General features: G+C 36.0%; 23 protein-coding genes and 3 rRNA genes. All 26 read left to right on the top strand.

Annotated features, from left to right (window positions below; all coding sequences use genetic code 11):
* Positions 1-45: 45 nt before the first annotated feature.
* The 26 genes from NST35_RS11370 (at position 46) to NST35_RS11245 (ending at position 25,318) form a co-directional block, all read left to right on the top strand.
* Positions 46-363: a YbaB/EbfC family nucleoid-associated protein gene (locus NST35_RS11370; RefSeq protein ID WP_002447741.1), complete on the top strand. Its 318-nt coding sequence runs from the start codon at positions 46-48 to the stop codon at positions 361-363.
* 6 nt (positions 364-369) lie between these two features.
* Positions 370-966 (top strand): recombination mediator RecR, encoded by a 597-nt coding sequence (gene recR / locus NST35_RS11365; RefSeq protein ID WP_001829377.1) that lies wholly within the window; start codon positions 370-372, stop codon positions 964-966.
* Between the two features lie 892 nt (positions 967-1,858).
* Positions 1,859-3,409 (top strand): 16S ribosomal RNA (locus NST35_RS11360).
* 263 nt (positions 3,410-3,672) lie between these two features.
* Positions 3,673-6,594, top strand: a 23S ribosomal RNA gene (locus tag NST35_RS11355).
* Positions 6,595-6,664: 70 nt separating this feature from the next.
* Positions 6,665-6,779: ribosomal RNA gene (gene rrf, locus NST35_RS11350) — 5S ribosomal RNA — on the top strand.
* Together the 16S, 23S and 5S rRNA genes form the textbook arrangement of a ribosomal RNA operon.
* A gap of 477 nt (positions 6,780-7,256) precedes the next feature.
* Entirely contained in the window at positions 7,257-7,790 is a 534-nt protein-coding gene (locus tag NST35_RS11345) for a GNAT family N-acetyltransferase (RefSeq protein WP_002440739.1), read from the top strand.
* Positions 7,791-7,818: 28 nt separating this feature from the next.
* Positions 7,819-9,159, top strand: coding sequence for an aminotransferase class V-fold PLP-dependent enzyme (locus tag NST35_RS11340; RefSeq protein WP_002447872.1), 1,341 nt, complete (start codon positions 7,819-7,821; stop codon positions 9,157-9,159).
* A gap of 3 nt (positions 9,160-9,162) precedes the next feature.
* A complete protein-coding gene (tmk, locus tag NST35_RS11335; protein ID WP_002458665.1) occupies positions 9,163-9,774 on the top strand; it encodes a dTMP kinase in 612 nt (203 codons plus the stop codon).
* 33 nt (positions 9,775-9,807) lie between these two features.
* The gene (locus NST35_RS11330) at positions 9,808-10,137 is read left to right on the top strand and encodes a cyclic-di-AMP receptor (protein WP_001832200.1); all 330 of its coding nucleotides are present in this window, start codon (positions 9,808-9,810) and stop codon (positions 10,135-10,137) included.
* A gap of 268 nt (positions 10,138-10,405) precedes the next feature.
* A complete protein-coding gene (locus NST35_RS11325; protein ID WP_002458666.1) occupies positions 10,406-11,332 on the top strand; it encodes a DNA polymerase III subunit in 927 nt (308 codons plus the stop codon).
* A gap of 1 nt (position 11,333) precedes the next feature.
* Positions 11,334-12,137: a PSP1 domain-containing protein gene (locus NST35_RS11320; protein ID WP_001832240.1), complete on the top strand. Its 804-nt coding sequence runs from the start codon at positions 11,334-11,336 to the stop codon at positions 12,135-12,137.
* A 16-nt stretch (positions 12,138-12,153) separates the two neighbouring features.
* Complete coding sequence (gene yabA, locus NST35_RS11315) at positions 12,154-12,501, top strand: DNA replication initiation control protein YabA (RefSeq protein WP_001832238.1); 348 nt, start codon at positions 12,154-12,156, stop codon at positions 12,499-12,501.
* 95 nt (positions 12,502-12,596) lie between these two features.
* Complete coding sequence (locus tag NST35_RS11310; RefSeq protein ID WP_002458667.1) at positions 12,597-13,322, top strand: tRNA1(Val) (adenine(37)-N6)-methyltransferase; 726 nt, start codon at positions 12,597-12,599, stop codon at positions 13,320-13,322.
* Positions 13,315-13,563, top strand: coding sequence for a GIY-YIG nuclease family protein (locus tag NST35_RS11305; protein ID WP_002447876.1), 249 nt, complete (start codon positions 13,315-13,317; stop codon positions 13,561-13,563). The genes NST35_RS11310 and NST35_RS11305 overlap by 8 nt, the downstream gene beginning before the upstream one ends.
* Position 13,564: 1 nt before the next feature.
* Positions 13,565-14,404: a 16S rRNA (cytidine(1402)-2'-O)-methyltransferase gene (gene rsmI, locus NST35_RS11300; RefSeq protein WP_002458668.1), complete on the top strand. Its 840-nt coding sequence runs from the start codon at positions 13,565-13,567 to the stop codon at positions 14,402-14,404.
* A gap of 211 nt (positions 14,405-14,615) precedes the next feature.
* A complete protein-coding gene (gene metG / locus NST35_RS11295) occupies positions 14,616-16,586 on the top strand; it encodes a methionine--tRNA ligase (protein ID WP_002458669.1) in 1,971 nt (656 codons plus the stop codon).
* A gap of 27 nt (positions 16,587-16,613) precedes the next feature.
* Entirely contained in the window at positions 16,614-17,384 is a 771-nt protein-coding gene (locus NST35_RS11290) for a TatD family hydrolase (RefSeq protein WP_002458670.1), read from the top strand.
* 206 nt (positions 17,385-17,590) lie between these two features.
* Positions 17,591-18,136 (top strand): ribonuclease M5, encoded by a 546-nt coding sequence (gene rnmV, locus NST35_RS11285; RefSeq protein WP_002458671.1) that lies wholly within the window; start codon positions 17,591-17,593, stop codon positions 18,134-18,136.
* Positions 18,137-19,027 carry a 16S rRNA (adenine(1518)-N(6)/adenine(1519)-N(6))-dimethyltransferase RsmA gene (gene rsmA, locus NST35_RS11280; RefSeq protein WP_002447881.1) on the top strand — a complete coding sequence of 297 codons (891 nt, stop codon included), beginning with the start codon at positions 18,137-18,139 and terminating at the stop codon, positions 19,025-19,027. It begins immediately after the preceding gene.
* 99 nt (positions 19,028-19,126) lie between these two features.
* A complete protein-coding gene (gene veg, locus NST35_RS11275; protein ID WP_001832193.1) occupies positions 19,127-19,390 on the top strand; it encodes a biofilm formation stimulator Veg in 264 nt (87 codons plus the stop codon).
* Positions 19,391-19,784: 394 nt separating this feature from the next.
* On the top strand, positions 19,785-20,633 hold the full coding sequence (ispE, locus tag NST35_RS11270; RefSeq protein WP_002458672.1) for a 4-(cytidine 5'-diphospho)-2-C-methyl-D-erythritol kinase: 849 nt from the start codon (positions 19,785-19,787) through the stop codon (positions 20,631-20,633).
* Between the two features lie 14 nt (positions 20,634-20,647).
* On the top strand, positions 20,648-21,472 hold the full coding sequence (gene purR / locus NST35_RS11265; protein ID WP_002458673.1) for a pur operon repressor: 825 nt from the start codon (positions 20,648-20,650) through the stop codon (positions 21,470-21,472).
* A gap of 21 nt (positions 21,473-21,493) precedes the next feature.
* Entirely contained in the window at positions 21,494-21,874 is a 381-nt protein-coding gene (locus NST35_RS11260) for a RidA family protein (RefSeq protein ID WP_001832217.1), read from the top strand.
* 59 nt (positions 21,875-21,933) lie between these two features.
* Entirely contained in the window at positions 21,934-22,242 is a 309-nt protein-coding gene (spoVG, locus tag NST35_RS11255; RefSeq protein ID WP_001832195.1) for a septation regulator SpoVG, read from the top strand.
* A gap of 610 nt (positions 22,243-22,852) precedes the next feature.
* On the top strand, positions 22,853-24,208 hold the full coding sequence (gene glmU / locus NST35_RS11250) for a bifunctional UDP-N-acetylglucosamine diphosphorylase/glucosamine-1-phosphate N-acetyltransferase GlmU (protein WP_002458674.1): 1,356 nt from the start codon (positions 22,853-22,855) through the stop codon (positions 24,206-24,208).
* 144 nt (positions 24,209-24,352) lie between these two features.
* Positions 24,353-25,318 carry a ribose-phosphate diphosphokinase gene (locus NST35_RS11245; RefSeq protein ID WP_001832233.1) on the top strand — a complete coding sequence of 322 codons (966 nt, stop codon included), beginning with the start codon at positions 24,353-24,355 and terminating at the stop codon, positions 25,316-25,318.
* Positions 25,319-25,371 lie beyond the last annotated feature (53 nt).

Genomic DNA, 25,371 nt, shown 5'->3' with positions numbered 1-25,371 from the left:
TAAATTTTTATAGAAATTGTTTACTATTAAGGAGGAAATGAAATTATGCGCGGTGGCGGAAATATGCAACAAATGATGAAACAAATGCAAAAAATGCAAAAGAAAATGGCTCAAGAACAAGAAAAATTAAAAGAAGAACGTGTTGCTGGAACAGCAGGCGGAGGTATGGTGACTGTTACTGTAACAGGTCATAAAGAAGTTGTAGATGTAGAAATTAAAGAAGAAGCTGTTGATCCAGAAGATGTTGAGATGCTTCAAGATTTAGTATTGGCGGCTACAAATGAAGCGATGAATAAAGCAGATGAGTTAACACAACAACGTTTAGGTAAGCATACTCAAGGCTTAAACATCCCTGGAATGTGATGAAATATGCATTATCCAGAACCTATATCAAAGCTTATCGATAGTTTTATGAAACTGCCAGGCATTGGACCAAAGACGGCTCAACGTCTGGCTTTTCATACTTTAGATATGAAAGAAGACGATGTTGTTAAGTTTGCTAAAGCACTAGTTGATGTTAAAAGAGAACTTACCTATTGTAGTGTTTGTGGACATATTACAGAAAATGATCCTTGTTATATATGTGAAGATAAACAGCGAGATCGTTCTGTCATATGTGTAGTTGAGGATGACAAGGATGTCATAGCAATGGAAAAAATGCGTGAATATAAAGGTTTATATCACGTGCTTCATGGTTCGATTTCACCAATGGATGGTATTGGGCCTGAAGACATCAATATACCAGCATTAGTTGAACGCCTCAAAAACGATGAGGTGAAAGAACTTATATTAGCTATGAATCCTAACCTAGAAGGTGAGTCTACTGCAATGTATATATCTAGGTTGGTTAAGCCAATTGGGATTAAAGTCACGAGACTGGCACAAGGTTTATCTGTAGGTGGCGATTTAGAATATGCTGATGAAGTGACCTTATCTAAAGCAATTGCAGGTAGAACGGAAATGTAATAATATCTACCACTTAAAAGTCTGGGATATAAGTCAATATTCTAGGCTTTCTTTATATTTAAATAGAAGAAGATTAAATACGCTTATATATGAATCTCCCCAACATAGAGAATTTCACTGAGAAATTCACCAGACAAAGCAAGTTGGGGTTCGGGGCCCCAACACAAAGAATTTCACTGAGAAATTCACCAGACAAAGCAAGTTGGGGTTCGGGGCCCCAACACAAAGAATTTCACTGAGAAATTCACCAGACAAAGCAAGTTGGGGTTCGTTAATGGATTGAAATAACGAATATGATAAGATTTTTGTTTAACTTTTTAGAATTCAGACTTATTGAGTTTACGGAGAGACTTTTATAATTACATTTATTATTAATGAGGATAAGAATTAATCCTTCGTTACTCAAGGAGTAGGTAAAGTGTTTGGAATAAAAAACAAGGATTATAGAAAAATAGTAAAAATATTTTAAAATGAACAACAAAAATAAAGTTTGTGAATAGAGCTTATATAGGCGTTTTAGTTTTGTTTTAACCATCATTTTTCTGTATAACACGTTTGTAATTGAATTCTATAAGGGAAAAGTTCGGTTTTTCTTTTGGAGTGATTTTGATTGTCTTTTGATAGTGTAATTTTTACTGTTGTTAAAACGGGGATAAGTCTGTATAGTATTTATTTGTTGAGCGAAACAACTTAACTAATCATTAAATAAACGACTAAAATTAATTTCAAAAAGTTGTTGACTTAAACAACTATGAAGAGTATAATTAATTCTTGTCGGTAAGAAAATGAACATTGAAAACTGAATGACAATATGTCAACGTTAATTCCAATAAACAGTAACGAAACGTTACAAACTATTTAGTATTTATGAGCTAATCAAACATCATAATTTTTTATGGAGAGTTTGATCCTGGCTCAGGATGAACGCTGGCGGCGTGCCTAATACATGCAAGTCGAGCGAACAGACGAGGAGCTTGCTCCTCTGACGTTAGCGGCGGACGGGTGAGTAACACGTGGATAACCTACCTATAAGACTGGGATAACTTCGGGAAACCGGAGCTAATACCGGATAATATATTGAACCGCATGGTTCAATAGTGAAAGACGGTTTTGCTGTCACTTATAGATGGATCCGCGCCGCATTAGCTAGTTGGTAAGGTAACGGCTTACCAAGGCAACGATGCGTAGCCGACCTGAGAGGGTGATCGGCCACACTGGAACTGAGACACGGTCCAGACTCCTACGGGAGGCAGCAGTAGGGAATCTTCCGCAATGGGCGAAAGCCTGACGGAGCAACGCCGCGTGAGTGATGAAGGTCTTCGGATCGTAAAACTCTGTTATTAGGGAAGAACAAATGTGTAAGTAACTATGCACGTCTTGACGGTACCTAATCAGAAAGCCACGGCTAACTACGTGCCAGCAGCCGCGGTAATACGTAGGTGGCAAGCGTTATCCGGAATTATTGGGCGTAAAGCGCGCGTAGGCGGTTTTTTAAGTCTGATGTGAAAGCCCACGGCTCAACCGTGGAGGGTCATTGGAAACTGGAAAACTTGAGTGCAGAAGAGGAAAGTGGAATTCCATGTGTAGCGGTGAAATGCGCAGAGATATGGAGGAACACCAGTGGCGAAGGCGACTTTCTGGTCTGTAACTGACGCTGATGTGCGAAAGCGTGGGGATCAAACAGGATTAGATACCCTGGTAGTCCACGCCGTAAACGATGAGTGCTAAGTGTTAGGGGGTTTCCGCCCCTTAGTGCTGCAGCTAACGCATTAAGCACTCCGCCTGGGGAGTACGACCGCAAGGTTGAAACTCAAAGGAATTGACGGGGACCCGCACAAGCGGTGGAGCATGTGGTTTAATTCGAAGCAACGCGAAGAACCTTACCAAATCTTGACATCCTCTGACCCCTCTAGAGATAGAGTTTTCCCCTTCGGGGGACAGAGTGACAGGTGGTGCATGGTTGTCGTCAGCTCGTGTCGTGAGATGTTGGGTTAAGTCCCGCAACGAGCGCAACCCTTAAGCTTAGTTGCCATCATTAAGTTGGGCACTCTAAGTTGACTGCCGGTGACAAACCGGAGGAAGGTGGGGATGACGTCAAATCATCATGCCCCTTATGATTTGGGCTACACACGTGCTACAATGGACAATACAAAGGGCAGCGAAACCGCGAGGTCAAGCAAATCCCATAAAGTTGTTCTCAGTTCGGATTGTAGTCTGCAACTCGACTATATGAAGCTGGAATCGCTAGTAATCGTAGATCAGCATGCTACGGTGAATACGTTCCCGGGTCTTGTACACACCGCCCGTCACACCACGAGAGTTTGTAACACCCGAAGCCGGTGGAGTAACCATTTGGAGCTAGCCGTCGAAGGTGGGACAAATGATTGGGGTGAAGTCGTAACAAGGTAGCCGTATCGGAAGGTGCGGCTGGATCACCTCCTTTCTAAGGATATATTCGGAACATCTTCTACGAAGATGAGGAATAACGTGACATATTGTATTCAGTTTTGAATGTTTATTAACATTCTTTGTACATTGAAAACTAGATAAGTAAGTAAGATTTTACCAAGCAAAACCGAGTGAATAGAGTTTTAAATAAGCTTGAATTCATAAATAATCGCTAGTGTTCGGAAGAACACTCACAAGATTAATAACTAGTTTTAGCTATTTATTTTGAATTGTTATTCAAAATATGGTGGAAACATAGATTAAGTTATTAAGGGCGCACGGTGGATGCCTTGGCACTAGAAGCCGATGAAGGACGTTACTAACGACGATATGCTTTGGGTAGCTGTAAGTAAGCGTTGATCCAGAGATTTCCGAATGGGGGAACCCAGCATGAGTTATGTCATGTTATCGACATGTGAATTCATAGCATGTCAGAAGGCAGACCCGGAGAACTGAAACATCTTAGTACCCGGAGGAAGAGAAAGAAAAATCGATTCCCTGAGTAGCGGCGAGCGAAACGGGAAGAGCCCAAACCAACAAGCTTGCTTGTTGGGGTTGTAGGACACTCTATACGGAGTTACAAAAGAACATGTTAGACGAATCATCTGGAAAGATGAATCAAAGAAGGTAATAATCCTGTAGTCGAAAACATATTCTCTCTTGAGTGGATCCTGAGTACGACGGAGCACGTGAAATTCCGTCGGAATCTGGGAGGACCATCTCCTAAGGCTAAATACTCTCTAGTGACCGATAGTGAACCAGTACCGTGAGGGAAAGGTGAAAAGTACCCCGGAAGGGGAGTGAAAGAGAACTTGAAACCGTGTGCTTACAAGTAGTCAGAGCCCGTTAATGGGTGATGGCGTGCCTTTTGTAGAATGAACCGGCGAGTTACGATCTGATGCAAGGTTAAGCAGCAAATGTGGAGCCGCAGCGAAAGCGAGTCTGAATAGGGCGTTGAGTATTTGGTCGTAGACCCGAAACCAGGTGATCTACCCTTGGTCAGGTTGAAGTTCAGGTAACACTGAATGGAGGACCGAACCGACTTACGTTGAAAAGTGAGCGGATGAACTGAGGGTAGCGGAGAAATTCCAATCGAACTTGGAGATAGCTGGTTCTCTCCGAAATAGCTTTAGGGCTAGCCTCAAGTGATGATTATTGGAGGTAGAGCACTGTTTGGACGAGGGGCCCCTCTCGGGTTACCGAATTCAGACAAACTCCGAATGCCAATTAATTTAACTTGGGAGTCAGAACATGGGTGATAAGGTCCGTGTTCGAAAGGGAAACAGCCCAGACCACCAGCTAAGGTCCCAAAATATATGTTAAGTGGAAAAGGATGTGGCGTTGCCCAGACAACTAGGATGTTGGCTTAGAAGCAGCCATCATTTAAAGAGTGCGTAATAGCTCACTAGTCGAGTGACACTGCGCCGAAAATGTACCGGGGCTAAACATATTACCGAAGCTGTGGATTGTCCTTTGGACAATGGTAGGAGAGCGTTCTAAGGGCGTCGAAGCATGATCGCAAGGACATGTGGAGCGCTTAGAAGTGAGAATGCCGGTGTGAGTAGCGAAAGACGGGTGAGAATCCCGTCCACCGATTGACTAAGGTTTCCAGAGGAAGGCTCGTCCGCTCTGGGTTAGTCGGGTCCTAAGCTGAGGCCGACAGGCGTAGGCGATGGATAACAGGTTGATATTCCTGTACCACCTAGTATCGTTTTAATCGATGGGGGGACGCAGTAGGATAGGCGAAGCGTGCTGTTGGAGTGCACGTCCAAGCAGTAAGGCTGAGTGTTAGGCAAATCCGGCACTCATAAGGCTGAGCTGTGATGGGGAGAGGAAATTGTTTCCTCGAGTCGTTGATTTCACACTGCCGAGAAAAGCCTCTAGATAGATAACAGGTGCCCGTACCGCAAACCGACACAGGTAGTCAAGATGAGAATTCTAAGGTGAGCGAGCGAACTCTCGTTAAGGAACTCGGCAAAATGACCCCGTAACTTCGGGAGAAGGGGTGCTCTTTAGGGTTCACGCCCAGAAGAGCCGCAGTGAATAGGCCCAAGCGACTGTTTATCAAAAACACAGGTCTCTGCTAAACCGTAAGGTGATGTATAGGGGCTGACGCCTGCCCGGTGCTGGAAGGTTAAGAGGAGTGGTTAGCTTCTGCGAAGCTACGAATCGAAGCCCCAGTAAACGGCGGCCGTAACTATAACGGTCCTAAGGTAGCGAAATTCCTTGTCGGGTAAGTTCCGACCCGCACGAAAGGCGTAACGATTTGGGCACTGTCTCAACGAGAGACTCGGTGAAATCATAGTACCTGTGAAGATGCAGGTTACCCGCGACAGGACGGAAAGACCCCGTGGAGCTTTACTGTAGCCTGATATTGAAATTCGGCACAGCTTGTACAGGATAGGTAGGAGCCTTTGAAACGTGAGCGCTAGCTTACGTGGAGGCGTTGGTGGGATACTACCCTAGCTGTGTTGGCTTTCTAACCCGCACCACTTATCGTGGTGGGAGACAGTGTCAGGCGGGCAGTTTGACTGGGGCGGTCGCCTCCTAAAAGGTAACGGAGGCGCTCAAAGGTTCCCTCAGAATGGTTGGAAATCATTCATAGAGTGTAAAGGCATAAGGGAGCTTGACTGCGAGACCTACAAGTCGAGCAGGGTCGAAAGACGGACTTAGTGATCCGGTGGTTCCGCATGGAAGGGCCATCGCTCAACGGATAAAAGCTACCCCGGGGATAACAGGCTTATCTCCCCCAAGAGTTCACATCGACGGGGAGGTTTGGCACCTCGATGTCGGCTCATCGCATCCTGGGGCTGTAGTCGGTCCCAAGGGTTGGGCTGTTCGCCCATTAAAGCGGTACGCGAGCTGGGTTCAGAACGTCGTGAGACAGTTCGGTCCCTATCCGTCGTGGGCGTAGGAAATTTGAGAGGAGCTGTCCTTAGTACGAGAGGACCGGGATGGACATACCTCTGGTGTACCAGTTGTCGTGCCAACGGCATAGCTGGGTAGCTATGTATGGACGGGATAAGTGCTGAAAGCATCTAAGCATGAAGCCCCCCTCAAGATGAGATTTCCCAACTTCGGTTATAAGATCCCTCGAAGATGACGAGGTTAATAGGTTCGAGGTGGAAGCGTGGTGACACGTGGAGCTGACGAATACTAATCGATCGAAGACTTAATCAATTTTTTTAAAAGCGTTTTGCGACGCAAAACTTACTTACTATCTAGTTTTGAATGTATAATCATTCATTTGTCTGGTGACAATGGCAAGGAGGTCACACCTGTTCCCATGCCGAACACAGAAGTTAAGCTCCTTAGCGCCGATGGTAGTCGGACTGACGTTCCGCTAGAGTAGGACGTTGCCAGGCAAATATCGTATGGATGCGATGAGCCTAATCGAGACCGGAAGGTCTCTTTTTTTTATATGAAAAGAGTTCTAAAAAAATAGGTTTCTTGGCGAGGAGAAAGCATTTGGAACTCATGAATAAAGAAGCGAGACAATGAATTTAGATGATTTAAACGAGTCAATAAGTACCATATATAAAGTGAGAGGCTAGCGCTTGTCTTAAGTGAAGAAAACTTCTTAGCACCTGCTGATGGTAGTTGGACTAACGTTTCGATAGAATAAGACGTTGCCAGACAAAGTACGAGACCGAAAGGTCTCTTTTTTATATTAAATAATCACAACAATTAGGTTTGGGAAAATTTTCTTTTTAATAAAGAACTTTAAAATCGAACATCTAAGTAAGTTGAAATGACAATGATTAAAAAGTTAGTTAAGTATTAGAGAAAATTTGTGTTTTCTAATACACTAGTAATGAATAACAAGAAATTAAGAAAGAGGGATGACTTTGATTATTAGGGCATTGGAGAAGACAGATTTATCATTTATACATCATTTGAATAATGAGTATTCCATTATGTCGTATTGGTTTGAAGAGCCTTATCAATCATTGAGCGAATTAGAAAATTTATATACAAAGCATATTTTAGATGAAACAGAGCGACGATTCATTGTTGAAGAGGGATCAACATCTGTAGGCGTGGTAGAGTTATTAGAGATTAACTTTATACATAGAACTTGTGAAGTGTTAATTATTATCGATCCACAGTATGCAAATAATGGGTACGCGAAAAAAGCTTTTAAAATGGCTATTGACTATGCTTTTTTAGTATTAAATATGAATAAGGTATACTTATATGTGGATATTAAGAATGAGAAAGCAGTACATATCTATCAAAGTAATAATTTCGAAATAGAAGGAACGTTAAAGGAACACTTCTATACAAGGGGAGAATACAGAGATTGCTATGTAATGGGCTTGTTAAAAAGGAATTGGGTTAATAAGAATGATGATGATTTGTCTCATATAAGATGAAAAATTAAATTTAGAGAGAGTTATTAATATGAAAAGACCAATAATTCAAAAATTAAATCGTTTGATAGAGAAAAACGCTATCTCTATGCATGTTCCTGGGCATAAAAACATGACAATCGGCTACTTAAATAGACTTGATTTAGCAATGGATATGACAGAAATTACTGGATTAGATGATATGCATTATCCTGAAGGAATTATTTTAGAAAGCATGGAGAATTTTAGGAAACATAAAAACTATGATGCTTTCTTACTAGTTAACGGAACGACTTCAGGTATATTATCGGTTATCCAAGCATTTTCGACAAGAAAAGGTAAATATTTAATTAGTAGAAATGTTCATAAATCAGTATTTCACGGTCTAGACATAACACAACAACAAGCGACAATAACTAAGACAGATATCAGTAAGAAAACGAATCAATATGTAAAGCCAAAGATAATTCAAGATAAAAATCAATATTATAAACTTGCCATCTGTACATACCCTAATTATTACGGTGAAACTTTTGAAATTTCTCAATATATCAAACAATTACATCACAGAGGGGTACCGATATTAGTAGATGAAGCGCATGGTGCACATTTTGGTTTAGATGGATTTCCAGAATCCTCAATGAATTTTAATGCTGATTACGTTGTGCAGTCATATCATAAAACACTCCCTGCATTAACAATGGGATCAGTTTTATATATACATAAAGATGCACCATTAAGACAACAAGTCATAGATTATTTGACTTATTTTCAAACGTCAAGTCCTTCGTACCTTATTATGTCTAGTCTAGAATTAGCAAATAAATTTTATAAAGAATATGATTCCGCATTATTTTACCAACGAAGAAAGATGTTAATTGATTTATTAATAAATATAGGATTTACAGTTATAGAACCAGAGGATCCTTTAAAATTGGTTGTGAGTTTTGAAGGTGTTACAGGTTATGATGTGCAAAAATGGTTTGAGGAAAAAGAAATATATGTAGAATTAGCTGATATGTATCAAGTGTTACTCGTTCTCCCTTTATGGCATGAAGGAGATAAATTTCCTTTTAAGTTGTTGATTGAAAAAATTAGAGAAATTAACGTGCCAAAAAAATGTACGCGCGACATAAAATCTTTTAATTTTATGACGGATTTTAGCGAATACAAAACTGTTCATTTTCAAAATACAAAAGAAGTATCTATTAAAAAGGCAGAAGGTAAAGTTTTAGCGCAACATATCGTTCCATACCCTCCAGGTATACCGGTGATGTTTAAAGGAGAAGTCGTGACGTCTCATATGATAGACTTGTTAAATAAATATGATAAGCAAAATATTAAAGTTGAAGGTTTAAATCATAAAAAAATATTAATTATTAAGGATGAATAAGAAATGTCTACATTTATAACGTTTGAAGGTCCAGAAGGAGCAGGAAAGACCTCAGTAATTAAAGAAGTAAGCGAAAGATTAGCTAAAGAATATGATATTGTTACAACACGTGAACCTGGCGGAGTATTAACTAGTGAAGAAATACGTCGTATTGTACTTGATGGAGAGAGTATAGATATTCGAACTGAAGCTATGCTGTTCGCTGCATCTAGACGTGAACACCTTGTTGAGAAGATTATCCCATCTTTACAAGCAGATAAAATTGTCCTTTGTGATAGATACATTGATAGTTCATTGGCTTATCAAGGTTATGCAAGGGGTATAGGAATTAAAGAAGTAAAATTATTAAATGAATTTGCAATTAATGGTTTGTATCCAGACTTAACGATTTATTTAGATGTTGATGCGGAAATTGGTCGTCAAAGAATTCTAAAAAATAACAGAGAACAAAACAGATTAGATAAAGAGGATAAAGTTTTTCATGAAAAAGTGATAGAAGGATATCATAAAGTGATCAGTGATAACCCTCATCGGTTTATTAAAGTCAATGCTAACCATAGTTTGGATAAAGTTGTTGAAGAAACATACCAATCTATCATCAAATATTTAAAATAATTATGATATAATGACAAAAAGAGGTGTATAAAAATGAAGATGATTATAGCGATCGTTCAAGATCAAGATAGTCAAGAGCTTTCAGACCAACTCGTAAAAAACAATTTCAGAGCTACAAAGTTAGCAACTACTGGTGGATTTTTAAGAGCAGGCAATACAACTTTCTTATGTGGGGTTAAGGATGACCGTGTCGATGAGGTTCTATCTGTCATTGATAACACTTGTGGTAATAGAGACCAACTTGTTTCCCCAATAACACCAATGGGTGGTAGTGCAGATTCATATATTCCTTATCCAGTTGAAGTTGAAGTAGGTGGCGCTACAGTATTTGTAATGCCGATTGAAGCATTTCATCAATTCTAGTTGTTAATGAAAAGTGTTTAAAATGTAATTATTATAGATGTATTTTTTATTTGGCTACTTTAAATGTAGTTTGAGATTGAAGGCATATTCATTCAAAATTTATACTTCATCCTTTGAGTTTAAGCGTGAAAGTTAGTAATTATATGCGTTTAATTCAAGGAATGCAGTTGCTAAGTCGGAATTGTTTGAAGACGTTGCTCAACAGTCTAGAACTATCATTTAAGTAGTCTTTTTACATAATGAATATCATAAAGGGAGTAAGTCGCTTATGGATGAACAACAACAGTTAGCTAACGCATATCATTCTAACAAATTGTCACATGCATATTTGTTTGAGGGTGATGATGCACAAACGATGAAACGTGTCGCAATCCATTTTACTAAATTAATTCTTTGTAATAATAGTAATCAATGCGAACTGAAAGTTGATACTTTTAATCATCCTGACTTTTCATATGTGTCTTCTGATGAAAATACAATTAAAAAAGAACAAATCGAACAACTTGTTCACCATATGAACCAACTACCTATTGAGGGTCAATATAAAGTATATATTATTGAGGATTTTGAAAAATTAACTGTTCAAGGGGAAAATAGTATACTAAAATTTTTAGAAGAGCCCCCTGATAATACAATTGCGATTCTTTTATCAACGAAACCAGAACAAATATTAGACACTATACATTCAAGATGCCAGCACGTATATTTTAAGCCTATTGATAAGCGACAGTTTATAGAGCGTTTAGTAGAGATGTCAATAGCAAGACCGGTAGCAGAAATGCTAAGTACCTATACAACTCAAATAGAAGCAGCATCGTCGTTAAATGAGGAATTTGATTTAGTTACTTTAAGAAAATCAATCATCAGATGGTGTCAATTAATATTATCTAATAAAGCTATGGCTCTTATAGGTGTCATTGAGTTATTAAAACAAGCTAAGAATCGTAGATTACAATTACTTACTTTATCAGCCGTCAATGGCTTTTTCGAAGATATAATGCATGCAAAGGTAGAAATGGATAATTATTATACATTTAGTGATTTAACTGTAGAAATTGAAAATTATGCAAACCAATTAACTTTTAATCAATTAATCCTCATGTATGATCAAATTACTGAAGCGCATAAAAAGTTAAATCAAAATGTTAATCCAACACTTGTTTTTGAACAAATAGTAATAAAAGGTGTGATTTAAAATGCCCAATGTTGTAGGTGTTCAGTTTCAAAAAGCAGGGAAATTAGAATACTACGCGCCGAATCAATTAGATGTAGAGGTTGGTGACTGGGTTGTTGTCCAATCTAAAAGAGGTATAGAAATTGGTCACGTAAAGTTTCCATTACGTGAAGTTGATGTAGAAGATGTCACATTACCGCTAAAAAATATCATTCGTAAAATGAATGAAGATGATCAAGAAACATATTATCGTAATGAACGTGATGCCAATGATGCGTTAGAATTATGTAAAAAAGTAGTTAAAGATCAGCAATTAGATATGCGATTAGTTAATTGTGAATATACATTAGACAAATCTAAAGTGATTTTTAATTTTACCGCAGATGATCGCATTGATTTTCGCAAACTTGTTAAAGTTTTAGCTCAAAATCTAAAGACTAGAATAGAATTACGTCAAATTGGGGTAAGAGATGAAGCGAAATTATTGGGTGGTATCGGTCCTTGTGGGCGTTCTTTGTGTTGTTCTACATTTTTAGGAGATTTCGAACCTGTATCCATTAAGATGGCGAAAGATCAGAACCTATCATTAAATCCAACTAAGATTTCAGGAGCTTGTGGTAGATTAATGTGTTGTCTTAAATATGAAAATGACTACTATGAAGAGGCTCGAACTCAATTGCCTGACGTCGGAGATATGATTCAAACACCAGATGGTCACGGGAAAGTGATAGGATTAAATATTTTAGATATTTCTATGCAAGTTAAAATAGAGGGTCTAGAACAACCTTTAGAATATAAAATGGAAGAGATAGAAGTATTGAATTAAGGAGGTTGAATAACCTTTGAATCGAAATGAATTATTCGAAAGACTTATGAAATTAGAACATCACGTTGAACAACTTACAACCGACATGTCAGAACTTAAAGATTTAACCGTCGAACTTGTTGAGGAGAATGTTGCTTTACAAGTTGAAAATGAAAATTTAAAACGATTAATGAACAAAACTGAAGAATCGGTTGAAACTCACTTAGATAAAGATAATTATAAGCATGTAAAAACACCATCTCCAAGTAAAGATAATTTAGCGATGTTATATCGTGAAGGTTTTCATATTTGTAAGGGTGAATTATTCGGGAAACATCGTCATGGTGAAGATTGCTTATTATGCCTTAATGTGTTGAGTGATTAATTCTTTCGATAAATAAATGTTTAAATATAAGGATGTATTATAAGTGTGTAATTTAAGTCATACTGTAATAACATCCTTTTTTTAGGAGTAAAGATATGTTAGAAGATAATGAACGCGTTGACCATTTAATAAAAGAAGGATATGAGATTATACAAAATGATGAAGTATTCTCTTTTTCTACTGATGCCCTATTGTTAGGGTATTTAACCGAAGTACGCAAAAATGATAAAGTTATGGATTTATGTTCCGGCAATGGTGTTATTCCATTATTATTAGCTGCTAAATCAACTCAACCTATTGAAGGGATAGAAATACAAGAGCAATTAGTGAGTATGGCACGTCGCAGTTTTAAATTGAATGATTTGAACGATAGACTAACTATGCACCGTATGGATTTAAAAGATGTATATCAAACATTTCAACCTGCTCAATATACACTAGTGACTTGTAATCCTCCTTATTTTAAAATGAATCAAAATCATCAACATCAAAAAGAAGCACATAAAATAGCACGTCACGAAATAATGTGTAATCTTAAAGATTGTATTGAAGCTGCAAGACATTTACTTAAAGAGGGTGGTCGTTTTATTATGGTCCATCGAGCGGAAAGGCTAATGGATGTCTTAACCGAATTAAGACACGGTAAAATTGAGCCTAAAGCATTGACGTTGGTGTATAGTAAACATGATAAGCCTGCACAAACAATTGTTGTGGAAGGAAGAAAAGGTGGTAACCAAGGTTTAGATATACGTAATCCATTATATATATATAATGAGGATGGATCATATAGCGATGAGATGAAAGGTATTTATTATGGATAAACATTTTGTTTATATTGTTAAATGTAATGACGGAAGTTTATATACTGGCTATGCTAAAGATGTAAATGCACGAATAATAAAGCATAATAACGGTAAGGGTGCTAAATATACAAAAATAAGACGACCGGTAGAGTTAGTTTATCAAGAAACATATACAACGAAATCGGAAGCATTGAAACGTGAATATGAAATTAAAACATATACTAGACAACAAAAGTTAAAAATGATACAGGAGGGATAATATGACAACTTTATATTTAGTAGGAACACCAATTGGAAATCTTGGTGATATTACATTTCGAGCTATAGAAACATTAAGAAAAGTTGATGTGATTGCATGTGAAGATACACGAGTAACACGAAAATTGTGTAATCATTATGAAATACAAACGCCTCTAAAGTCGTATCATGAACATAATAAAGAACAACAAACTGACTATTTAATCAAGCAGTTACAAACTGGCTTAAATATAGCGTTAGTATCAGATGCTGGGTTGCCGTTAATTAGTGATCCAGGATATGAATTAGTTGTCGAAGCACGTAAAAATAATATAAATATAGAAACAGTACCAGGTCCTAATGCTGGGTTGACTGCACTTATGTCAAGTGGATTACCATCTTTCACATACATATTTTTAGGTTTTTTGCCAAGAAAAGAAAAAGAAAAAATTGAAGTGCTTGATGATAGAATGTTTCAAAATAGTACTTTGATACTTTATGAATCGCCTTATAGAGTTACTGATACTTTGAAAGCAATAGCTAAAATAGATTCGCAAAGACGGATTACTGTTGGTAGAGAGCTAACGAAGAAATTTGAACAAGTTCTTACACTTACAGTTGACGATATGTTGGAATTGATTAATCAAGACAGATTACCTCTTAAAGGTGAGTTTGTGATACTGATTGAAGGTGCATTACCTAAGAGTGGGGAATCATGGTTTGAAAATTATACGGTTAAAGAACATGTTGATTATTATATTGAAACCAAACAGGTTAAAACTAAAAAAGCAATTAAACTTGTCGCAACAGATCGACATATGAAGACGGGTGACGTATATAATATTTATCATAATATTGATTAAAAAAATGTGTTAAACACTTTACTTTATAATGACTTAATTATTGTAAAAACCCCATAGCGTGTTGATTTTATGGTATTGTAGTAAAGATGATGACAATTAATTTTCAATTGATGCGAATTTTTAAAACTGATACATAACGGTACGCGACTTCATTGAAAAGAAAAATAAATTTAGATATCATTTATTATGTAATTAATGAGGAGGACCAGTGATGGCTAAAGATACATTTTATATAACAACCCCAATATACTATCCGAGCGGGAACCTACACATCGGTCATGCATACTCTACAGTCGCAGGCGACGTGATAGCTCGCTATAAAAGAATGCAAGGCTATGATGTTCGTTATTTAACTGGCACTGATGAGCACGGTCAAAAAATCCAAGAAAAAGCTCAAAAAGCTGGCAAAACAGAACTAGAATACTTAGATGAAATGATTTCAGGTATTAAAAACTTATGGAGTAAACTTGAGATTTCTAATGATGATTTTATTCGAACTACAGAAGAGCGTCATAAGCAAGTCGTTGAGAAAGTGTTTGAGCGATTATTAAAACAAGGTGACATTTATTTAGGTGAATACGAAGGTTGGTATTCTGTTCCTGATGAAACATATTATACAGAGTCACAACTTGTTGATCCTGTTTATGAAAACGGCAAAATTATAGGTGGTAAAAGTCCTGATTCTGGTCACGAAGTCGAACTTGTAAAAGAAGAAAGCTATTTCTTCAATATTAATAAATATACAGACCGCTTATTAGAATTTTACGATGAAAATCCAGACTTTATACAACCACCATCTAGAAAAAATGAGATGATTAATAACTTTATCAAACCAGGTTTAGAAGATTTAGCAGTTTCGCGTACATCATTCGATTGGGGTGTACGTGTACCATCTAATCCTAAACATGTTGTATACGTGTGGATTGATGCACTTGTTAATTATATTTCTTCATTAGGTTATCTATCTGATGATGAAACATTATTTAATAAATATTGGCCAGCAGATATACACTTGATGGCTAAAGAAATTGTACGTTTCCACTCTATTATATGGCCAATATTGTTAATGGCGTTGGATTTACCACTTCCTAAAAAAGTTTTTGCACACGGTTGGATTTTAATGAAAGATGGTAAAATGAGTAAATCTAAAGGTAATGTCGTAGATCCTAATGTATTAATTGATCGTTATGGTCTTGATGCGACACGTTATTACTTAATGCGTGAATTACCGTTTGGTTCTGATGGCGTATTTACACCGGAAGCCTTTGTTGAAAGAACAAATTACGATCTTGCGAATGATTTAGGTAATCTAGTGAATCGTACTATCTCTATGATAAACAAATATTTCCACGGCGAATTACCTGCATACCAAGGTCCAAAACATGAATTGGATGAAAAGATGGAAGCGATGGCGCTTGAAACTGTTAAATCATTCAATGATAATATGGAAAGTTTACAATTTTCTGTTGCTTTATCAACAGTGTGGAAATTTATTAGTCGTACAAACAAATATATTGATGAAACACAACCTTGGGTTCTTGCAAAAGATGAAAATCAACGTGAGATGCTTGGTAACGTAATGGCACATCTTGTTGAGAACATTCGTTTCGCTACAATCTTATTACAACCATTCTTGACGCATGCACCTAGGGAGATATTTAAGCAACTCAATATTAACAATCCGGATTTACATCAATTAGATAGTCTGCAACAATATGGTATGTTGTCAGAGGCAATTACTGTAACTGAAAAGCCAACACCAATTTTCCCAAGATTAGACACTGAAGCAGAAATTGCTTATATCAAAGAATCAATGCAACCATCTAAGTCAACAAAACAGTCTGATGAACCCGGTAAAGAGCAAATTGATATCAAAGATTTTGATAAAGTTGAAATCAAAGCAGCAACTATTATTGATGCGGAAACTGTAAAAAAATCGGAGAAACTATTAAAAATAAAAGTTGATTTAGATAATGAACAACGTCAAATAGTATCTGGTATAGCTAAGTTTTATCGTCCGGAAGACATTATTGGTAAAAAAGTTGCAGTTGTTACTAATTTAAAACCAGCTAAATTAATGGGACAAAAATCCGAAGGTATGATTTTGTCAGCTGAAAAAGATGGCGTACTTACCTTGATAAGCTTGCCTAGTGCAATTCCAAATGGTGCAGTAATTAAATAGTATAATCTAAGGATAGGAGAGATAATGATGTTAATCGATACGCATGTACATTTAAATGATGAACAATACGATGAGGATTTAAATGAAGTGATATCTCGTGCAAGAGAAGCAGGCGTAGATAGAATGTTTGTAGTAGGTTTTGATACACCTACTATTGAACGTACTATGGAGCTAATAGATAAGTATGACTTTATCTATGGTATTATCGGTTGGCATCCTGTTGATGCAATAGATTGTACTGATGAAAGATTGGAATGGATAGAAAGTCTTTCTAAACATCCAAAAATTATTGGTATTGGTGAGATGGGGTTAGATTATCATTGGGATAAATCACCTTCTGATGTACAAAAAGAGGTATTTAAAAAGCAAATTGCATTAGCTAAACGTGTTCAATTACCTATTATTATTCATAATCGTGAAGCGACTCAAGATTGCATAGATATTTTGATTGAAGAACATGCAGAAGAAGTGGGTGGAATTATGCACAGTTTTAGTGCTTCACCTGAAATTGCTGATGTCGTGATTAATAAATTGAACTTCTATGTTTCGCTTGGGGGACCCGTCACTTTCAAAAATGCAAAGCAACCAAAAGAAGTTGCTAAACACGTACCAATGGATCGTTTGTTATGCGAGACAGATGCGCCGTATCTATCCCCGCACCCTTATAGAGGTAAACGCAATGAACCAGAACGCGTTACTTTAGTAGCACAACAAATTGCAGATTTGCGTGGTATGACTTATGAGGAGGTCTGTCGCCAAACAACCGAAAATGCTGAACGTTTATTCAATTTGAATTAACTCAATGAATTTTTAGTGGGAAAGGTGTCTAACTTTAAAAAGATGAGGAACATCACTTTTTTATAAGTTTAAGATATCTTTCTCATTTTTTAAATTTAAACTGAGGTTAGTGTAAGAAATTATGATTTGATAGTTAATATTTTAATATTGCCGAAAGATTCTATAAAATTAATGATTAAGTTATCAATATTATGAAAGGTTAATTTATGAAAATAAACGAATTTATTGTTGTTGAAGGTAAAGATGATACTGAGCGAGTAAAAAGTGCTGTAGACTGTGATACTATTGAAACAAACGGTAGTGCAATTGATACATATACTTTAGAAGTGATACAACACGCACAGCAAACTAGAGGTGTGATTGTACTGACAGATCCAGATTTCCCAGGTGATAAAATTAGGAATACTATACGGGAACATGTTTCTGGTGTTAAGCATGCATATGTAGATAGAGAAAAGGCCAAGAGTAAAAGAGGTAAAATAGGAATAGAACATGCAAATATTAAAGATATTCAAGAAGCATTAATACATGTAAGTTCACCGCTTGAAGAAGCTAAAGAAACTATTGATAAAAGTGTACTCATTGATTTGGGACTAATAATCGGTAAAGATGCAAGACACCGTAGAAATATCTTAGGTCGAAAATTACACATCGGTCACTCTAATGGAAAGCAATTATTAAAGAAACTTAATGCTTTTGGCTATACTGAAGACGATGTCAGAAAAGCGCTATTTGAAGAAGAGGAGAATTAAATGGAATATAAAGATATAGCAACACCATCTCGAACACGTGCTTTGCTTGATCAATATGGGTTTAATTTTAAGAAAAGTTTAGGACAAAATTTTTTAATAGATGTAAATATCATTAATAAAATTATCGAAGCGAGTCATATTGATTGTGCAACGGGTGTAATTGAAGTTGGACCAGGTATGGGATCATTGACTGAACAACTTGCAAAGAATGCTAAGAAGGTGATGGCTTTTGAAATTGATCAAAGGTTAATACCTGTGCTTAAAGATACACTTTCGCCATACGATAATGTAACGATTATCAATGAAGATATACTTAAAGCTGATATTGCTAAAGCTGTAGCTACACATCTACAAGATTGTGACAAGATTATGGTTGTTGCTAATTTACCGTATTATATTACCACGCCTATTTTACTTAATTTGATGCAACAGGATGTACCTATTGATGGTTTTGTCGTAATGATGCAAAAAGAGGTAGGAGAACGTTTGAACGCTCACGTAGGTACCAAAGCATACGGCTCGTTATCGATTGTTGCTCAATACTATACGGAGACAAGTAAAGTTTTAACAGTTCCTAAAACTGTATTTATGCCTCCTCCAAACGTTGATTCTATCGTTGTAAAATTGATGCAACGCCAAGAACCACTTGTACAGGTTGATGATGAGGAAGCCTTTTTTAAGTTAGCAAAGGCCGCTTTTGCACAACGACGTAAAACAATTAATAATAACTACCAAAACTTCTTTAAAGATGGTAAGAAGAATAAAGAAACTATACGACAGTGGCTGGAAAGCGCTGGTATTGATCCTAAAAGACGTGGAGAAACACTCACGATTCAAGATTTCGCCACATTATATGAACAAAAGAAAAAATTCTCCGAATTAACAAATTAAAATGTTGACAAAGACCCTGCACATTGATAAAATTTAAATTTTATTTGACGAAAACGGCTCAAATATGGTAAAATGTAATGTGTAGTGAGGTGGGGCAATATGCCAAAATCAATTTTGGACATCAAAAATTCTATTGATTGTCATTTAGGAAATCGTATTGTACTTAAAGCCAATGGTGGACGTAAAAAGACAATTGAACGATCAGGGGTTTTAAAAGAAACATATCCATCTGTTTTTATTGTCGAATTAGATCAAGATAAACACAACTTTGAACGCGTATCTTATACATACACTGATGTGCTTACAGAAAATGTACAAGTTTCATTTGAAGAAGATAATCATCAAGAAGCAGTTGCACACTAACAAAAACATAATTTATGAGCGTCGTCGATAACTCTAAATTTAATATTTTTATTATTTAAGGTGAGTCTGGACATTGAAGATATGTTCAGGCTCTTTGTTATTGTAGTCTTTATTCATTCCCATTTTCATGAGATTATGCAACTTACGTTTATTATTAATACACAAATTATTTAAATTAAACGAATAATCATTTAAATAAGTCGCATTTTTGTAATATCCAAAAGTGATTCGCTTTAGTTGTTAAATATATTTTTAAAAATTGAAAATGCGTATGTTGAGTGTTAAAAAATTACTCTTCATTAAGATTTTACGAGAAATTGCACATAATCTATCAAATATTTAAAGGCTTTATGTTAAAATCATTTTAATAACAATTCAAAGCGAGGGCGGAAAAATGATATATGAAACTGCGCCAGCTAAGATAAATTTTACGCTCGACACCCTTTTTAAAAGAGATGATGGTTATCATGAAATTGAAATGGTGATGACTACAGTTGATTTAAATGATCGATTATCTTTTGAAAAGCGAACTGATAAGAAGATTGTTGTCGATATTGAGCATAATTACGTTCCTAACGATAATAAAAACCTTGCGTATAAAGCAGCTGATTTAATGTTTGAGAGATTTAATATTAATGAAGGTGTGACAATTACAATTGATAAAGATATACCAGTTTCAGCTGGTCTTGCAGGAGGTTCTGCGGATGCAGCCGCTACAATGAGAGGGTTGAATCGATTGTTTGGTTTAGGTCAATCTTTAGACGATTTAGCTGCATTAGGCATACAAATAGGCACAGATATACCTTTTTGTATTTATAACCAAACTGCTGTGTGTACGGGGCGTGGAGAGCAAGTAACTTTCCTAAAAAGACCACCATCTGCATGGGTTGTTTTAGCTAAGCCTAACATCGGAATTTCATCGCCTGATGTATTTAAAGCACTAGATTTAACTGAAGAACATATAGTTCATAACGAAAAGTGTAAACAGGCTTTAGAGAATAATGATTATCATTTATTATGCAATAGTCTTTCTAACCGGTTAGAGCCTGTTTCTATGGCTATGCATCCTGACATTAAAAAGATTAAAGATAACATGCTACAATGTGGTGCTGATGGTGCTTTGATGAGTGGAAGCGGTCCTACTGTTTATGGGCTAGCTCAAAAAGAAAGACAAGCTAAAAATATTTATAATGCAGTGAATGGTTGTTGTAATGAAGTTTACTTAGTAAGATTATTAGGATAGAAGGGTTTGAAAAGATGAGATATAAAAGAAGCGAACGTATTGTATTTATGACACAATACCTCATGAACCACCCAAATAAGTTGATACCCCTCACTTATTTTGTAAAGAAATTTAAACAAGCAAAATCGTCAATTAGTGAAGACGTTCAAATCATCAAAACTACGTTTCAAAATGAAAAATTAGGAACTATTATTACTACGGCAGGTGCAAGTGGTGGAGTAACCTATAAACCTATGATGAGTAAATCAGAGGCCACAGAGGTTGTTAATGAGGTGATAGCGCAATTACAAGAGAAAGACCGTTTGCTACCTGGAGGATATTTATTCTTATCCGATTTAGTTGGTAATCCTTCTTTATTAAATAAAGTAGGCAAGTTAATTGCTAGTATATATATGAACGAAGAACTTGATGCTGTTGTTACCATAGCGACTAAAGGGATATCACTTGCGAATGCAGTCGCAAACGTATTAAATTTACCTGTAGTGGTTATAAGAAAGGACAATAAAGTTACAGAAGGTTCTACGGTTTCAATCAATTATGTTTCAGGATCATCTAGAAAAATAGAAACAATGGTGTTATCGAAACGAACTTTAGCTGAGAATTCTAATGTCCTCGTAGTAGACGATTTTATGAGGGCTGGTGGCTCAATCAATGGGGTAATGAATTTAATGAATGAGTTTAAAGCTCATGTAAAAGGGGTATCAGTACTTGTAGAATCAAAAGAAGTAAAACAAAGATTAATTGAAGATTATACTTCCTTAGTCAGATTGTCAGATGTCGACGAGTACAACCAAGAATTTAAAGTGGAACCAGGCAACAGTTTGTCTAAATTTTCTTAAAAAAGGAGTGTCAATTTCATCATGAAAATAATCAACTCAGATAAGGTACCCGAAGCATTAGGTCCATATTCGCATGCAACTGTTATAAACGGTTTTGTTTTTACATCAGGTCAAATTCCACTCACACTTGATGGAACAATTGTTAGCGATGATGTTCAAGAACAAACTAAGCAAGTTTTAGAAAATTTAACTGTGGTATTAAAAGAAGCAGGTTCTGATTTGAATTCTGTTGTTAAAGCGACAATCTATATTTCTGATATGAATGATTTTCAACAAATTAATCAAATCTATGGAAACTATTTCGTCGAACACCAACCAGCTCGTAGTTGTGTTGAAGTGTCACGGTTGCCTAAAGACGTAAAGGTAGAAATTGAATTGATAGGTAAAGTGAAGGAATTATAATTTTCTTAAAAGTTGTCAAGCTTCTAATAATATAAAGATATACTAGGGGGGCTCACTACATGAAAGTGACAGATGTAAGACTTAGAAAAATACAAACAGACGGCAGAATGAAAGCACTCGTTTCTATTACGCTAGATGAAGCTTTTGTAATTCATGATTTACGTGTAATTGAAGGAAACTCAGGTCTTTTTGTCGCAATGCCAAGTAAACGTACACCAGATGGTGAATTCCGTGACATCGCGCATCCTATCAATTCTGATATGAGACAAGAAATCCAAGATGCAGTGATGAAAGTATATGATGAAACTGATGAAGTTATTCCAGACAAAAATGCTACTTCAGATAACGAAGAATCAGACGAAGCTTAATTAAAAAATGTATTCATTTATAAAATAAGCCTGAGACATTGATGATATATTGTCTCAGGTATTTTAATGTATTGTTAGTCATTGGCAAAACTAGTAATGATTGTGTAACGGATTACTTGAACTTTATACCATATTGTTGGGGAGGGACTACAACTTCTTATTGAAGTTGTAGTCCCTCCCCTTTATTTTTAATGTGTTTTGTATTTCCATAAACGAAAACGATATAAACATTTAACGATAAATAAAAATGATAGAAGTAAAATGCTGATATGTTTCTCTGACAACAATCCACCTATAAAAATTTACTTATGATAGACGTAATTAATATGTCTGTATGATTATAACTTTATTATCATAAATTATGATTGATAATATAATGGTTTGGACACTGAAATAAAATACTAATGATTAATAAAGAGGTTGAATATGTATTGTAACTATTGGGTTTAATGACCTCATTTGCCTTTTTAAAGCATAACAACCTATTTGAATTTCTAAAATTATCAAACCTTTAATGAATGATTAACAAAACCTTTTATAAGTTGAAACTCTCTTTGTTATTCAACTATAATAACTATGAAGTGTAAATTTTAATGGAGGGTTAGCATTCATGCAAAGACATGCGATTATTCTGGCAGCAGGTAAAGGCACAAGAATGAAATCAAAGAAATATAAAGTGCTCCATGAGGTTGCTGGCAAACCAATGGTTGAACATGTGCTTAACAACGTAAAACAAGCTGGCGTTGATCAAATTGTAACTATTATTGGTCATGGCGCCGAGAGTGTGAAAGATACATTGGGTAATCAATCATTATATAGTTTTCAGGATAAACAACTTGGAACAGCTCATGCTGTGAAAATGGCACATGAACATTTAGCAGATAAAGAAGGAACTACTTTAGTAGTATGTGGAGATACACCTCTTATTACATACCAAACTCTACAATCACTTATTGAACATCATGAAAGTACACAATCACAGGTTACTGTATTATCTGCTTCTACTATCAATCCTTATGGTTATGGACGAATTATAAGAAATCATAATGGAATATTAGAGCGTATTGTTGAAGAGAAAGACGCAAATGAATCAGAACGTGCGATTAAAGAAATTAGTTCAGGTATTTTTGCCTTTAATAATCGAGTTCTATTTGAGAAGTTAGAACAAGTTAAAAATGATAATGCTCAAGGAGAATATTATTTACCTGATGTTTTGTCTTTAATTTTAAAAGACGGAGGTAAAGCGGAAGTTTATTGTACCGAAGATTTTGATGAAATCATTGGTGTTAATGATCGTTTGATGTTAAGTGAAGCTGAAAAGGCTTTGCAACAACGTATTAATCGCTATCATATGGAAAATGGTGTGACCATCATTGATCCAAGTTCAACATTTATTGGAACAGATGTGAAAATTGGAATAGATACAACTATTGAACCAGGCGTGCGAATCGGAGGTCATACAACGATTGAAGAAGATGTGTGGATAGGCCAATACTCTGAAATTAATAACAGTACAATTCATTCGAATGCTAACATAAAACAATCGGTTATCAATGACTCTATTGTTGGAGAGAACACAACAGTTGGACCTTTCGCTCAACTACGTCCAGGATCTAATTTAGGTTCTGAAGTTAAAGTAGGAAACTTTGTTGAAGTGAAGAAAGCAGATATTAAAGATGGTGCTAAAGTATCACACTTGAGTTACATTGGAGATGCTGAAATAGGCGAGCGTACAAATATCGGATGTGGTTCTATCACTGTAAACTATGATGGTGCTAACAAATTTAAAACAATAGTAGGTAAAGATGCCTTTATAGGATGTAATACGAACCTTATAGCACCTGTAACAGTAGGCAATCATACTCTTATTGCAGCTGGATCCACAATTACAGATAATATTCCTGAAGATAGTTTAGCATTAGCGCGTGCAAGACAAGTAAATAAAGAAGGCTACTTAAAAAAATAGTTCTTGCCCTTGAATTGCTATCGTATATGCAGTTTTAAATGAATTTATAAAATTGTAATTATTTTGATTGTACATCTATCATAGTAAAAAAGCGCTATTTTCTATATAATATAAATGTCTAAGTAAATAATTGGAGGACTATAAATGTTAAATAATGAATATAAGAATTCATCAATGAAGATCTTTTCGCTCAAAGGAAATGAACCTTTGGCACAAGAAGTAGCAGATCATGTAGGGATTGAATTAGGTAAATGTTCTGTAAAACGTTTTAGTGATGGAGAAATTCAAATAAATATTGAAGAAAGCATTCGTGGTTGTGATGTTTTTATTGTTCAACCAACTTCATACCCAGTCAATCTTCATTTAATGGAGTTACTTATTATGATTGATGCGTGTAAACGCGCGTCAGCAGCAAATATTAACATCGTAGTACCATACTATGGTTACGCTCGACAAGATAGAAAAGCCCGTAGTCGTGAACCTATTACTGCTAAATTAGTAGCTAATTTAATCGAAACAGCAGGTGCCAATCGTATGATCGCATTAGACTTACATGCACCTCAAATCCAAGGATTTTTCGATATTCCTATTGATCATTTAATGGGTGTTCCTATCCTTGCACAACACTTTGAGAATGATCCTGATATTAATCCAGAAGAATGTGTAGTTGTGTCCCCTGATCATGGTGGGGTAACGCGAGCACGTAAATTAGCCGACATTTTAAAAACTCCAATTGCGATTATCGACAAAAGACGTCCGAAACCTAACGTGGCAGAAGTTATGAATATTGTGGGTGATATTGAAGGACGTACTGCAATTATTATAGATGACATTATTGATACTGCAGGAACAATTACTTTAGCTGCTCAAGCCTTAAAAGATAAAGGTGCTAAAGAAGTCTATGCTTGTTGTACACATCCAGTGCTTTCTGGGCCAGCAAAAGAAAGGATTGAAAACTCTGCAATCAAACAACTTATAGTAACAAACTCAATTCAATTAGAAGAGAATAGAAAACCTAATAATACAAAAGAACTTTCTGTTGCTGGTTTAATTGCTAAAGCAATTATTCGTGTATACGAAAGAGAATCAGTAAGTGTATTATTTGACTAAAATTTACAATTGAATTTGACGTATCCTATATCAACATGTATAATACTAACGTT

It is taken from the genome of Staphylococcus sp. FSL W8-0304, assembly GCF_038006565.1.
In the GTDB taxonomy this organism is placed as follows: Bacteria; Bacillota; Bacilli; order Staphylococcales; family Staphylococcaceae; genus Staphylococcus; species Staphylococcus epidermidis.
This window is presented reverse-complemented; position numbering and strand designations above follow the sequence as displayed.